The sequence below is a fragment of the Bradyrhizobium sp. SZCCHNS3052 genome (assembly GCF_032484495.1).
Classification (GTDB): domain Bacteria; phylum Pseudomonadota; class Alphaproteobacteria; order Rhizobiales; family Xanthobacteraceae; genus Bradyrhizobium.
In genome coordinates, this window is record NZ_JAUETB010000009.1 from 274,913 (window position 1) to 288,719 (window position 13,807).

Here is a 13,807-nt window from a genome sequence, read left to right on the forward strand (position 1 = left end):
CGACGAAGCTACGTGTTTCTCCGACCCCGTCTGGACAACATGGCCAAGATTCTCGAGCTCAGCCGCTTTCGTGCCGCTTCCGCCGTGCCGCCGATAACGGCGCCTGGCGGCGAGGCGACCGCGCCGGCAGCGTCCCGCAGCACGAACGCCCATGGCAGCGCATCCCCGCTCATTCCATCACTCGACGGCATCCGCGCGCTGTCGGTGCTGATCGTGGTCCTGGGCCATTCCGGGCTTCAGGCCATGGTCCCCGGCGGCTTCGGCGTCACCATCTTCTTCTTCCTGAGCGGCTTCCTGATCTCCACGCTGATGCTGGCCGAGCATCAGCGCACCGGCGCGCTCGACGTTCCCAGCTTCTATGCGCGGCGCGTGTTCCGGCTGATGCCGCCTCTGCTGCTGTCGTTGGCGATCGCCTACGGCCTCACCGCCGCCGGCCTGCTGGACGGCGGAATGACCGTCAAGGGCCTGGCGGCCCAGGTGCTGTATTTCGCCAACTATTACGGTCTGTTCTTCGATCCCGGCAACACGGTGCCCGACGGCACCGGCATTCTCTGGTCGCTCGCGGTCGAGGAGCACTTCTACATCGTCTATCCCCTGCTGATGACGCTGCTGCTCGGATCGGCGCTGCGGCCGCGCACCATCGGCGCGCTGCTCGGGCTCGTCTGCCTCGGCGTCCTCGCCTGGCGCATCCATCTCGTGCATGCCCCTGGGTTCTTCTCCGACCGCACCTATTACGCCTCGGACACCCGCATCGACTCGATCGCCTATGGCTGCATTCTGGCGCTGGTCATGAACCCGGTGCGGCAGCGCTCTGCCTCGGGGCGGATGTCGGCGGCGCAATGGGCGCTGCTGGCCGTCGCCGCGGCGGCGCTGCTGGCTTCGCTGGTCTACCGTGATGCGGTGTTCCGGGAGACCGCCCGCTACAGCCTTCAGGGGCTGGCGCTGATGCCGTTGTTCTACTTCGCAGTCCGCTTCGCCGACGCGCCGCTGTTTCGTCATCTCAACCGCTCCTGGGTGATGACGCTCGGCACCTATTCCTATGCGATCTATCTGATCCACAACGTCGTGATCCGGACGATCGACAGGAACCTGCCCGCGATCGCTGCCAAGCCCTACCTCCTGTTTCCGCTCGCGCTCCTGATCTCCGTCATCTACGCGGCGGCGATCGAGCGCTTCATCGAGCCGTATTTCAGACAGCTCCGGCGCAAGTTCAGGCCGGCGCCTGCTGCGAGAGCAGCGCAGGACGCGTCCGGCGCAGACTGGCGGCTCGGCAACCGTCTCGCCGAGAGTCCGACGCCGCGCGCATCCTGAGCGCATCGGCACCCCTTCACCGCTCCATCGCCTGCTGCACAAATGCGTCAAATTGTGCAGTTTAAATAATTAGTCCCGCATTTAATACTGCGACCCCGACCAATGAATACTTTCGGGGACGGGTGGATGCGGATCGCGAGCGCAGTTGCACGACGAATTCGACGACATACGCTCGGTCCCCTGCCGGACGATCCGGCACTGCGACCGTTGAGGTCCCCGCTCCAGATCAATCTCTCGGGCAAGGTCGCGCTGGTCACGGGAGCGGCGGGAGAGCTCGGCCGCCCGATCGCCCGGACACTGGCGGCCTGTGGTGCAAAGGTCGCCATCCATTATCTGACGGCGCGCGCTGCTGCGGAGAGGCTGTGCGAGGAGCTGAACGAGCTCCAGCCGCAGCACGCCTGCACCATTTCGGGTGACGTTGCCGAGCTCGAGGATGTGCAGGCCATGCGCCGCGTCACCGAGGGTGTGCTCGGCCCTGTCGACATCGTCGTGAACAATGCGGTGACATGGTACGACGAACGCCCCGTCGTCGAGCAGACGCCCGACCAGTTCGACAAGGTGTTTCGCTCCTCGGTCCTGCAGGCCTGGGCGACCGCGCGGGTGTTTTCCGGCCCGATGATCGAGCGAAAATGGGGACGCCTGATTTCTCTCGGCACGGAGATGACGAGCCTGGCCTTGCCCAACCGCGCGCCCTACACGGCGGCCAAATGCGCCATGGACGGCATGCTGCGGTCCCTGGCGCGGGAGCTCGGACCGCATGGCATCACGGTCAATCAGGTCGCCCCGGGCTGGGTCGTCTCCGACAAGGACCGTCGTGACCGTGACGAGGTGCAGCCGCTCTACGAGCGGTCCGTGCCGCTCGGACGGCGCGGCTACGATCAGGACGTCGCCAACATGATCGCGTTTCTGGCCTCGGACCTCGCCGGTTTCGTGACCGGCGTTCGCGTGCCGGTGTGCGGCGGAGTCGTCATGCCGGAGGCCTGAGCACGCGCGCCTCGATGCGGCCGATTCTCGTGATGTCGATCGCGCGTCAGCGGAAGACGCGATGACGGTGGCACCAACGCACGAACACGTAGATCGACCATATGCGCGACCAATAGATCCCCGGCGCCCCATCGAGGAAGGCGCGCCAGAGGCGCTCCACGGCCGTGGGGTCCAGCCCCACCGGCGCAACGGCCTGCGGGTCCCGCAGGGTCCGGTCCATTGCATCCTGCAGGCCGCGCCGAATCCAGCGATCGAGCGGCAGCACGAAGCCGCTCTTCGGCCGGTCGAACAGCGACGGATCGAGGCCACGCAGGCCGATCCGCCTGAGCATCGCCTTGCTTCGCAGCGGCGCGTAGCGCGTCGCATCGGGCAGCCGGTCGACGCTTTCGAACAGCACCTGATCGACCAGCGGCACCCGCTGCTCCAGCGAGGCCGCCATGCTCGCCACGTCATTGTCGCGCAGCAGGCGCTCGCCGAGAAACAGGCGCTGCTCCATGACGCTGATCGCCGACAGCGGAGTGCGCGCGCGCGTCTCCGCGGTGATCTTCGCTCTCATCGCGGCCGGCAGCCCATCTGTCAGCGTATCGACGAGATCAGGCGCGAGCAGCTCGCGCTGAAAACCGGGCAGGAACAGCGCATAGGCCATCTGGTAGAGCGCCAGAAGATCGTCGCCGCGTCGAATCATCTCCGGGAGCTTGGCCCAGCGTGTCTGCGGCGCCACCGTGCCGCGCGACGGCGACAGCATCTGCGCGGCCAGCTTCGCCGCAGCGGCTTTGACGCCGGCCGGCACCCAGGCCGTGCGCTCCGACCATCGCTGCAGGATCGGCAGGTCGCGAAACGACGTATAGCCGCCGAACAGCTCGTCGCCGCCGGTCCCCGACAGTGCCACCGTGAAGCCTGCGCCGCGGATGGCGTGCGACATGAAGTATGAGTTCAGGCCGTCGAAGGTCGGCTGGTCCAGGCTGTCGAGCGCGGCATCGAGGTTGTCGACGAAGTGCTGCTCCGTCAGCACCACCTCGTGATGCTCGGTGCCGATGGCGGCGGCGATCTGGCGCGCGATCGGCCCCTCGTTCAGCTCCTGCTCCTCGAAAGCAAGCGTGAAGGTGTGGATCGGACCCGTGGCCGCGCGCTGCGCCAGATTGGCCATGACCGAGGAATCGATGCCGCCCGAGAGAAACACTGCGAGCGGCACGTCGCTGGCGAGATGCAGCCTCAGCCCCTCCTCGAGGATCTCGGCAAGATGATCCTCGTCCATCGTCGGGTCCGGAGCCCGCTCCGGGATCGACCAGAAATCCTCATCGCGGATGATGTTGCCGACGCCGTCGAACGTCGTGAGATGGCCTGGAGGCAGCAGTTCGACGCCCTTCACCGCCGTGCCGGGACCGACCACGAAACCGTTCCAGACGCCGCTGGCGACGGCCTGCGGATCGAGCTGGGCCCTGCCCAGAAGGCCGGATGCCAGGAGAGCACGCAGCTCGGATGCGAAGGCCACCGACCAGCCCGCGTCGGGTTTCGACGCGCGGGCGACGTACAGCGGCTTGATACCGAGGGGATCGCGCGCCAGCAGCAGCCGGCGCTCCTTCGGATCCCAGCAGGCGAACGCGAACATGCCGCGCAACCACGCCACCGCCTCCGGCCCATGCAGGCCGAGCGCGCGCAGCATCACCGCCGTATCGCCGGTCGAGCTGAACTGCTGGCCGCCGGCGACGAGGCGCTGCCGCAGGTCGGCAAAATTGTAGATCTCGCCGTTGAAGACGATGACATGCCCGGTGACCGGATCGGTCATCGGCTGCACACCGGCGGGCGACAGATCGAGGATCGCGAGCCGGCGGTGCGCCAGCAGCGCGCCCCAGCCACGCTCGTCCGCGGGCGAGGTCCAGACTCCCCCGGCATCCGGACCGCGATGGAGCATGGCATCGTTCATCCGCCGCAGCGCTGCGCGGTTGTGGTCGTCAACCCGTCCGATGATCCCAGCGATGCCACACATCAGAACATTCCGTTTGAGACGCGCGACGTCAAAACGACCGACGACACGGAACGGCCTCGCGCGCGAGATCGCGTGCGACCAGACCTCGGGCATCGCAGGACCATCTCGGCCCTCAAATGGAAGCAGCCGTTCCGGACGACCAGGACGCCGGCGCTGGCGCCGAAGCCGGCAGCGGACCGTAGGTCCGCGCCAGGCATTGTTCGTAGTCGAGCGGCGGCGTCCAGCCAAGCGTCTCCCTCAGCTTGCGGTTGTCGAAGCGCAGCGGCTTGAGCATCGCGTCGAACTTCTTGGGCGTCAGGATCGCCGGCACTTTGGTCGCCCGCCTGAACACGGTCGCAAACGCCAGCCGTACGATGCTGCTGGCGAGCCAATGCGGGATGGGCAACCGGAGGCCGCGCTCGCCGGTGCCGCGCATGTAGTCCGACAGATAAGTCCAGACCCGCTCGCCGGGACCGTCGACGATGTTCAGCGTCTGGCCGATCGCCCGCGAATCCGTCGCCGCCAGCGCGAAGACGTCGGCGCAGTTCTCGACATGGGTCATGGGGATGCGGGTCAGCGGCCCGATGACGACGTGGTGGCGTCCGATCTGCTGGCCGAGCGCGGCGAGATAGCCGTGGCCGCGTCCCCAGATGAAGCCGGGACGCAGCACGGTGAGATCCCAGCCGTTCTTCTCGACGTAGCGGCGCGTCACCCGCTCCTGCCACCATTTGGCGACGGTGTAGCCGCCACGGGTGTAGACGTCGGGCGTCTGCTGCAGCGGCGCGCTTTCGTCGAGGACGTCGCGGGTCGCAGTGTAGTCGTAGACCGAGAAGCTGCTGCACAGCACGAGCCTGCGACAGGCGCTGCCTGCCATCGCCTCGAGCAGCCGCTCGGTGCCGCCTACCGTGCCGGCGAATTGCGCGTCCTCGCCGCCGGCGACCACGGCCGCCAGATGGATCAGCACATCCACATTCTCGAACGCGCGAGCAAGGTCGCGCGAGGTGCGCAGGTCGGCCCTGACGATGTCGACCGACGACGGCCAGCCAAGGGCGTCAACGCGCGTCGCCGGACGCACCATGGCGCGAACCTCGATGCCGCGGGCCAGCAGCGCATCGACGACATGCCGGCCGAGAAACCCGTTGGCGCCAGTGACCAGGGCTTTCATATCGCCAGCTTCCTCATGTCCGCCTGCTCCGTCGGCTTCATCGCTTCGACCATCCGATTGACGGCCAGGACGTCCTCGATCGTGATCGGCAAGGCCGTTCCCGAGCCGAGCGCCTGATAGGTGCGCGCCAGGCACTCCCACAGCCCCTCATAGGCGCCTGGGCCCTTGAACTTGCGCAGCAAGGTCGAAAGCGCCGCGCGGCGGATGTCGCGGCCCTCCTCCAGTCCGCTGAAGAACGGGCGCAGCGGCTTCGGCACGTTGCGCGGGCCATCGAAGGTCAACCGCGTTTCGAACAGATTGGCGATCGCCTGCATCCGCTCGCCATAGACCCGCAGCCAGAACGCATCGGGCTGCGCGCTCGCGCTGAAGCCGAGCGTCGCCGTGCCGCGCTCGGCCTCGACCACACAGCGAAACTCGTCGAACGGCAGCGGCGAGGCCTTGCGCTTGCTCCAGACCGTCTCCGCCTTGCGGTGTGGGCCGACGAAGGCATGCGACAGCGAGGCGAGATGCGGCAGGAAGTCGGCGATCGCACCACCCGCCAATTTGAGCGCCGGATGCGGCGAATTCGGATCGGCAAAGCCGTCGGGGCCGAGGATGTCGAGGCAGATCAGCACGTCGACGTGGGTCACGGCACCGAACTCGCCGGTCTCGATGCGACGGAGTATCTCCTGCGGCGCCCGGTTGAAGACGTAGTTGTAGTCCTCGACGACATGGCGGCCGGTCTGCTTGGCGCGCAAGGTCAGGGTCTGCAGCTCGTCGAAGGTCGAGGTCGCGGGCTTCTCGACGATCACATGCGCGCCGGCCTCGAGCGCGTCCATCGCGAGTCGAAAATGCGAGGTCGGTGGCGTCGTCACGTGCACCACATCGGGCCGCACCGTCTGCAGCATCGTGCGATGATCGGTGAACCAGGACGGGATCGCGTAACGCTCGGCCGCGGCCTCCGCCGTTGCCGGCGACAGGTCGCAGATGCCGGCCAGTTGAACGCCCGGCAAGGTGTTGAGGCAGGCGAGATGCTGGCGGGCGATCTGCCCTGCCCCGATGAGCACGGCCTTCATCACGAACGGGTCTCCAGGATTTCGCAATAGAAGTCTTCGAGCGCCTGTGCGGCCGCGCTCCAGGCATATTTCTCGACCGCGACCTGCCGCGCCGCGCCGCCGATCCGCACCGCAAGATCGGGCTCGGCGAGCAGCCCGTTGACCGCATCTGCAAAGGCGTCGGGCTCGTCTGCGATGAGGATGTCGCGTCCGGGCATCGCCTCGATGCCCTCGGCACCCAGGCTGGTCGAGACGATCGCCTTGCCCATCGCCATGGCCTCGACGATCTTCAGCCGCGTGCCGCCACCGAGCCGCAGCGGGACGATCACCGCCGCTGCCGCGGCGAGGTGCGGCCGCAGGTCCGGCACGAAGCCGGTCAGTTCGATCCGCGGCCCGGCCAGCGCCGTCAACGCCGGCGGCGGCCGGCCGCCGATGATCTTGCAGCGCGCATCCGGGTGCCGGGCGGCGATACGAGGCCAGATGTCGTGTACGAAATGCGTGACCGCATCGATGTTGGGCACCGTCGACAGCAGGCCGAAATAGACCAGCGTACGGCCATCGGGCGCGGGATCGGTGCTGCGCGGCTGGTAGAACTCGACATCGGCGGCGTTGGGGATGACCGCAGTGCGGGCGTTCGGAATGTCGTCATGCAGACGCTTCTCGTCGTCCGCGCTGCAGAGATAGACGCCATCGGCTTTTCGATAGGCCGCGATCTCCTCGCGGCGCAGCTTGCGCCAGTTCGCACCGGCGTAGAGCCGGCGGCCCAGGCTCGCGCCGGTGGCGGCGAACTGCCGCGCCAGATCGTAGGCGATCTCATGCGAGTCGATGATCAGCCGCGGCGGCGTCGCGCCAGCCGGCGCCTGACGGAACAGGCAGTGGCCCAGATAGGGAAATTCGAGATTGACGACGTCGAACCGCGTGGTCCGCAGCACCCGATCCAGCACCCGCTGCAATTCCGGCAGGGCCACGCGCAGCCGGTCGAAGCTCCGCACCGAGACCAGCGAGCGCAGTTGCAGCAGCCGCTTCGCAAGACCGTCACGGCCGTAAGGGTTCGGCACCAGCACCACGTCGCGGCAATAGGCCTGCATGGCCCGCCGGCACTCCTCGATGTCGAAGGCGTCATCGACCATCATCACCGCCGTGAGGTCGTGGCGGCGCGCGAGCTGGGTCATCAGCCCGTGCATGCGCGCCTGTGCCCCGAACCGCGGCGGGCTCGCCGGCATGTGCGAGACGCTGAGGATGCTGAGCCGCCGGCGATCGGCGAAACCGGACGCGGACCATTCGGGGTCGCGCTGCGCCGACGGCGCAGGCTCCGCCTCCATCACATCCAAGCCTGGGTGGTTGTCGCTGGTCATGACCATTTAAAACATTTAAATCACGGGATATTTTATATGTGACATTTAACGATTGCGATAGTTAATCGCGGCACGAGGGCGGGGTTCCGGGCTCCTTTCGCTCCCTCTCAACGCTTGCCGATGAAGTCCCGGACGATCGTACCTGCGATCCTGAGCGGCTCGCGGACCCGGAACACGCCGACAACGATCGCGAGATAGAGACAGCCGCAGAAGCAGCCGGACAGGATCATGCGCACGAGCGCGGGATAGGCTCCGAGGAACGTCGCTTGCAGCCACCAGCCGGTCGCTGCGGTTGCGACGGCGCCGATGGTCTGCGCTCCGACGGCCCGGACCACGAGCTCGGCACCGATCCCGATCGGACGTCCGGCATACATCACCGACGGCAAAGCGATCAGCGAGTATCCGGCCACGACGCCCCAGGCCACGCCGACCGGACCAAACGGCAGCCCGGCCAGCACCGCGACGACCTGCGCGACCAGAGAGATGATGCCCCAGGTCTGCCAGCGGTCCGCCCTCCCGAGCGACAGATGCAGCCAGCCCTGCGAGCCCTCGACGACGTGCGAAATGCCGCGCAGCGCGATGATGCTGAGCAGCGCTCCCGCAGCCTGCCACTTCTGCCCCAACAGCACGACGGTGAGGTCCTCCGCCGTGACGGAGAGGATCGCCGCCGCCGGCATCAGGAAGAAGGCCAGGATCGACAGTGCCGCCTCATACTTCTGCCGAAGCGCGGCCGGATTTGCCTGGAACTTGCTCAGCGCCGAGCTTCCCACCGCATGCGTCTGATTGAGCGCCGCATAGATCGAGTTGTCGTACAGGTTCATCGCATTCTGGTAGTACCCGACCTGATCGGGCCGGTAGAGCAGACCGAGCGCGATCCGGTCCACCGCCCGCGACAACGTGTAGGCCACCGTGAATCCGACGACGTGGAGGCCAAAACGCACCATCGATCGCACCTCGGCGTCGAACACCGGCGCGCTGGGCCGCCAACGGCAGGCCGACCACGCGGCGACCACGACGCAAATCGATGTCACGACGGGGCGAATGACCAGCGCCCAATAGCCGTAGCCCTCGAACGCCATGGCGACGGCGGCAACCGTCCCTGCCAGCGTGCCGAACAGCTGGATCCGGCCGATGCGGCCGAACTGCAGCGTGCGCCGGAGCAGCGCCATGTGCTGGTTGGTCAGCCCGGACAGCACGAAGGTGATCGCGACGCAGAGCGCGATCGGCTCCAGTCGCGGATCACCGTAGATCCAGGCAATCAGTGGGCTGGATGCCGCGACGACGATCGCCACCGCAACGCCGATGCCGGTGCTGACCCAGAACAGACCGCTGACCTGGGCCGGAGTGATCCTGCTGCGCTGGGCGGTGGCATCGAGCAGGCCGAAGTCGATCAGCAGCGGCGCGAAGCTCGTCAGCACGGTGACGATGGCGACGAGTCCGAAATCCTCCGGCGCAAGCAGCCGGGCCAGAACGATGGCCGCTCCGATCTGAAGCACGGAATTGCCGTATTGGATGACGATGGAAATCAGGCCGCCGCGCAGCGCGCGGCGTCCGAGATCGCTCGACTCCCGATGTTCCTCGAAATAGGCGGCGACGGCTTCCGACATTTCCGTTCAATCGCTTTCAATCATCGTAACCAACCTTCCGATTCCCAGTCACGGGCCAAACAGATCCGTCCAGGGCCATGAAAATCCGACCATCGAAAATGCAGCCGGTATAGAATCGTTCGCGGCCGAGATCGGAGGCCGCGGGGAGCGATGACGTCTCCTTGTGGCGGAGAAAAGGATTGAAACGTCACTGCGCCAACAATACCGGCTTGCGATTTAACTCCTGCTCGCGCGTGATCCCTGGACCGGCCGCCATCGCGGCCAGCCTCTTCAGCCGATCCTTGCGGGCAGCGAGGCCCGGCATCGGCTGCAGACCCGTGGCCTCCAGGATCGTCTCCCACCGATACACCCAGTCATGCCGCATCAACGTCTGGGCCATGCCGGTTCGCCGCATCCGGTCCTGGCGGACCGGATCGTCGTCCAGCTCCCTGATGACCCGGTCGATGTCGGGCGATGTATGCGGCACGTCGATCATCACCTCGGGCCAATCGAACAGCCGCGGAAACAGCTCGTTGTCGGGACGCTCGCCGAGCATGATGGCTCCCGCCGCCGCGCCCTCGAAATACCGATAGCCGAACTCGACCTGCCGCCCGGTCTCCTGCGGCTCGTCGAACTTGCCGGGATTGACCAGAAAATACCTGCTCCTCTTGGCGAGGTTTGCCATCTGCGTCCGGTGCTCCCGGAGATCGATGGCCTGGCTGCCGCCGATCGTGTCGTGGAGATAGAACAGGCCGCTGTCCCGCGCCATCGCGAGCAGTGATTGGTGCGTGACACGGGAGCGGCGTCCCATGCTAAAGACGTCGATGACCCTTGCGGGCGGATCGGGATAGGGACAAAACCGGATCGCATCGATGGCGAGCGGAAGATGCGCGCATGCCTTGCCGATCTCCTCGCTGAGCGGCTTCACCGTACTGATCTGGAACGGCATCACGACGTCGAACTTGGCGAGGATCTTCAGGAAATGCCGGTGCTTGGCGATCTCCTTCACCCAGAGCTCATCCAGCAGACACACCGAGGTCCTGCACGCGCCTCTCAGATCCTCGATCGCATCGAACATGATCAGGTCCTGCGGGAATCCGCAGATCGCGAACAGAACGTCGTATTGCTGTTGCGGCTCGATCCGCGCCAGCCCGGGATTCAACAGCACGGGCGCGTGGTAGCCCAGCCGGGTGGCGAAGCTCGCCCGTCGGCTCGACGGGTCGAGCACGGGCGCAAACATCTCGGCTGAATCGACCTCGCAGATGATGTCCTCGAACTCGACGTGAGGACCGCGATTGAGGGCTTTGCCGAAGATGTTTCGAAGTGAGAAGACGGCGATGCGGGGCTTGCCCGGCTGCGAACTCATGACGCCTCACTCTGGTGTTGTTGGATCACTTGCACGGTGCTGTGCGGAGAAGGCGGCGACGTCACGACGATGAAACCGGCGTTTGGATGAGACCCGCGTCCAGCGCGATCCGTGCGGCGGCATCGATGCGCGCGAACGGAACGTCGGCCCGGACCGCCATGTCGAGCAGGCTGTGCTTGCCATCCGCAAGGTTGAGGACCCACAGGAGGTCCATCTGCGTCGCACCGCCTGCCTCGCGCTGGCCGGCAATCGCGCGATACAGGCCGCGCCGTCCCAGTTGCGGCTCCCCTCGCCCATCGACGCGCTCATAGATGCAGTCGCGATCGAGCAGATCCAGCACCTCCTCGATGACCGCGTAGGATTGGTCGAGACAGTCCGGCTTGACGAAATTCAGATTGTCGGCCGAGGTGTGATATTCGGGGAACGTGCCGTGCACGCCGCGCATCAGGCACCCGACCGGCAGATCGAATCCCGGTGAGCAGAACTGCCGCTCGTCATATCCATAGGGACTGAATGGCAGAATCTCATGCGGATGGCCGGCGTGCTTCAGGACATGGGCGACGGCGCGATCGATGCTCGCTCCGCTCCGGCTCTGCTTGTAGTGAAATCCACTGGGATCGCCGAGACAGGTGAGGACGAGGCCGTGTTCGACATGGCCGAGATTCCGCTCGTTGCGGTCGAGCCACGCGAGCGCGCCGATCGTTGCCGGCAGGAAAAGAAATCGGTACCCGAGCCGGCGGGTCCGCTGCGCCTGCCGCATCGCCAGCGCCGTCATGACGGCAATCCCTGAGAGATTGTCGTTGGCGAGACTCGGGTGACAGATGTGACAGGTGATCAGGACTTCCTTGTCCGTCCGTCCAGGGACGAAGAATTCGCCATAGGTCAACGATCCCTGCGAGAGCTCGCTGTCGATCTCGACGCGGTAGCTGTCCTCCGTCATTTCCCGCCACAGACGGTCCGGCAGGCAGAAGCCCCAATCGTCGGCATAGTAGCCGGTCCGGTATGGAATGAGATCAGGCTGATCCGGCAAGCTATGGACGTGCTTGGCAAGCTCGGCACGGCTGAGCACCGCCTGGACCGGCTTGCTGTAGCCCATCACGTGCAGATTGTTGTCGGCGAAGTCGACGAGAACGCGGCCCGACAGGGTCGAGATCGTCGCGCGACGAATGTTCCACTCCGCCGGCACATGCCAGTCCAGGACGGGCGTCCCGGAGGGGACCTCGTGAATCGTAAGACCCACATGACGCGCGACAATGCCGAGCGTCTGCCGGACACCCGCCCCGGTGAGGCTGCGATTGATCGGAAACAGCTCAGCGACCAGATCGTGGAGATCGATCGCCGGCATTCTCGGACCAGCCGTGGATTTGAGGATGTCCAACATGGCGCGTCGACCCTACACCATCATTCAGGCCGACGCCTGCGCGGCATCGGCTGCGAGATCGCCGGTCGGCAGCGGCACGATCGTCGGCTGGTAGACCAGATACTCCGCGGGAGCTTCCACCTGATCGTATGGCGCGACGACCTCCTCAGGCAGCCGCGCAAGATCGGTCACCCGCAGGAAGTCGCGCAGGCTCGTGCCTGTCGACTCCGAATCGACGTTGATGGCGCCGCGCCGGCCGCTGACGTCGGCAAAATGAACGGTGCGGAAATCGATGCTGAACCGCGTCACGCCCGAGGTGTTCGGCACCGACGAATGCAGATGCGCTCCGGAGAAGATCGTGACGCCGCCGCTCGGCGCGATCACCCGGATCTGTGGATCCAGTGCAATCTCCTGCTCCGGCTTCGGCTGCACCCGTGTATCAGTCTTGATGTGCCGCGCCGCCGATGCGCGTGAGGTCCGGTTCCACTCGTAATAGTTATAGTTTCTGGAGCCGTTCTTGATCGCCTCGTCGAAATAGCGCGGGTGGAATGCAAGGCCGTTGTCCGGCGCAATGTCATACACCGGCAGCCACCAATTGAGCTGGCACGGCGGCGCCGAGTACCAGGTGTCGCGATGAGGGTGGAATGCGAATGCGATCCCGGTGGTGAGATAGTCGTCGCTCGTTGCCGACCGCAGCCGCGGCACGTCGAAATAGGTCAGCTCGGGGTCGCAGCCAAGCTCGCGGAGCGCTCCCTGCACCAGCTCCTTCGACCGGGCGTGATGAATGAAGAATGGCTTCAGCCTGACGAGAATCTCGACGTAGCGCTCGACAGGAAGCTCGAATTGCGCCGTCCGCGGATCGTAAGGATGAAACGCCTCCTCGATCAGCTCCCTGGCGAACGCCACCAGCGCATCGAGCGAAGGCGTCGGCGAGTACAGGAACAGCGCACCCTCGTACAGTTTCTGGCGCCGCTCGTCATCGGGCATGATGGCATCAACGAAAATGTTCGTCATTCCGTGATCCTCCTCGACAAATCGTCAGAACCTTCGAGGCGATCGGGCCGCTCCGGAGCCGCCAGATTCCTCCCCCAAGACACCTCGCTGCCGCCGTGCTGCTTCACCACAGCCCCCGTTCGGCAAGCGAGGGCCAGGCAGCATCCTTGGCCGACAACACCGTCACCGGCTGCGGCCATCGGATGCCGATCATCGGATCGTCGTGCCGGAAACCGTCCGAGAGCTCCTCGACATAATCCTCGCCCATCAGATACTCGACCGTCACGTCGTCGGTCAGCGTCTGGAATCCATGGGCAAAGCCCGCGGGGACGTAGAGCATCCGCGCCGTCGAGGGACCGAGCTCACAGGCATAGACCTCGCCGCGCGTCGCAGACTCCGGCCTGATGTCGACGATGACGTCGTGGATCAAGCCGGCGCTGCAGCGGACGATCTTGGCGTCAGGCTTCGGCGCACGCTGGAAATGCATTCCGCGGACGGTGCCGCGGCGTCGGGTCACCGAGCTGTTGCCCTGCACCGGGACAAACGCGATGCCCTGCTCCGCAAAGGTCTTCGCGCACCAGGTTCGCGTGAAGCTGCCGCGCTCGTCGGAGCGAACGGTCAGCTCGATCAGCCGCGCATCCGAACGTCCCAGCTGGACAAACCTCATGGCTCAAAACTCTTCGCGCA

Annotated in this window: 11 protein-coding genes; 2 read left to right on the forward strand and 9 right to left on the reverse strand. The window is 65.9% G+C overall.

The features are described from left to right. Positions 1–39: 39 nt before the first annotated feature. Both QX073_RS25210 and QX073_RS25215 read left to right on the forward strand, forming a co-directional pair. Positions 40–1,311, forward strand: a complete 1,272-nt coding sequence (locus tag QX073_RS25210) for an acyltransferase (protein WP_315827760.1) — start codon at positions 40–42, stop codon at positions 1,309–1,311. Between the two features lie 207 nt (positions 1,312–1,518). Then, positions 1,519–2,295: an SDR family NAD(P)-dependent oxidoreductase gene (locus QX073_RS25215; protein ID WP_315717401.1), complete on the forward strand. Its 777-nt coding sequence runs from the start codon at positions 1,519–1,521 to the stop codon at positions 2,293–2,295. A 46-nt stretch (positions 2,296–2,341) separates the two neighbouring features. Here QX073_RS25215 and asnB read toward each other — a convergent pair whose 3' ends face one another. The 9 genes from asnB to QX073_RS25260 form a co-directional block, all read right to left on the reverse strand. Then, complete coding sequence (gene asnB / locus QX073_RS25220; protein WP_316226561.1) at positions 2,342–4,282, reverse strand: asparagine synthase (glutamine-hydrolyzing); 1,941 nt, start codon at positions 4,280–4,282, stop codon at positions 2,342–2,344. A gap of 112 nt (positions 4,283–4,394) precedes the next feature. Beyond that, positions 4,395–5,426 carry an NAD(P)-dependent oxidoreductase gene (locus QX073_RS25225; protein ID WP_315827758.1) on the reverse strand — a complete coding sequence of 344 codons (1,032 nt, stop codon included), beginning with the start codon at positions 5,424–5,426 and terminating at the stop codon, positions 4,395–4,397. Continuing rightward, positions 5,423–6,481, reverse strand: coding sequence for a Gfo/Idh/MocA family oxidoreductase (locus tag QX073_RS25230; protein ID WP_316226562.1), 1,059 nt, complete (start codon positions 6,479–6,481; stop codon positions 5,423–5,425). The genes QX073_RS25225 and QX073_RS25230 overlap by 4 nt, the downstream gene beginning before the upstream one ends. Continuing rightward, complete coding sequence (locus tag QX073_RS25235; RefSeq protein ID WP_316200840.1) at positions 6,481–7,821, reverse strand: glycosyltransferase family 4 protein; 1,341 nt, start codon at positions 7,819–7,821, stop codon at positions 6,481–6,483. The genes QX073_RS25230 and QX073_RS25235 overlap by 1 nt, the downstream gene beginning before the upstream one ends. 101 nt (positions 7,822–7,922) lie before the next feature. Beyond that, positions 7,923–9,422 carry a lipopolysaccharide biosynthesis protein gene (locus QX073_RS25240; RefSeq protein WP_315752497.1) on the reverse strand — a complete coding sequence of 500 codons (1,500 nt, stop codon included), beginning with the start codon at positions 9,420–9,422 and terminating at the stop codon, positions 7,923–7,925. 187 nt (positions 9,423–9,609) lie between these two features. Next, a complete protein-coding gene (locus tag QX073_RS25245) occupies positions 9,610–10,767 on the reverse strand; it encodes a glycosyltransferase (protein WP_315752496.1) in 1,158 nt (385 codons plus the stop codon). A gap of 61 nt (positions 10,768–10,828) precedes the next feature. Continuing rightward, entirely contained in the window at positions 10,829–12,148 is a 1,320-nt protein-coding gene (locus QX073_RS25250; RefSeq protein WP_315752495.1) for a DUF4910 domain-containing protein, read from the reverse strand. A gap of 24 nt (positions 12,149–12,172) precedes the next feature. Further along, on the reverse strand, positions 12,173–13,141 hold the full coding sequence (locus QX073_RS25255; RefSeq protein WP_315752494.1) for a phytanoyl-CoA dioxygenase family protein: 969 nt from the start codon (positions 13,139–13,141) through the stop codon (positions 12,173–12,175). 103 nt (positions 13,142–13,244) lie between these two features. Continuing rightward, positions 13,245–13,787, reverse strand: coding sequence for a dTDP-4-dehydrorhamnose 3,5-epimerase (locus QX073_RS25260; protein WP_315752493.1), 543 nt, complete (start codon positions 13,785–13,787; stop codon positions 13,245–13,247). Positions 13,788–13,807 lie beyond the last annotated feature (20 nt).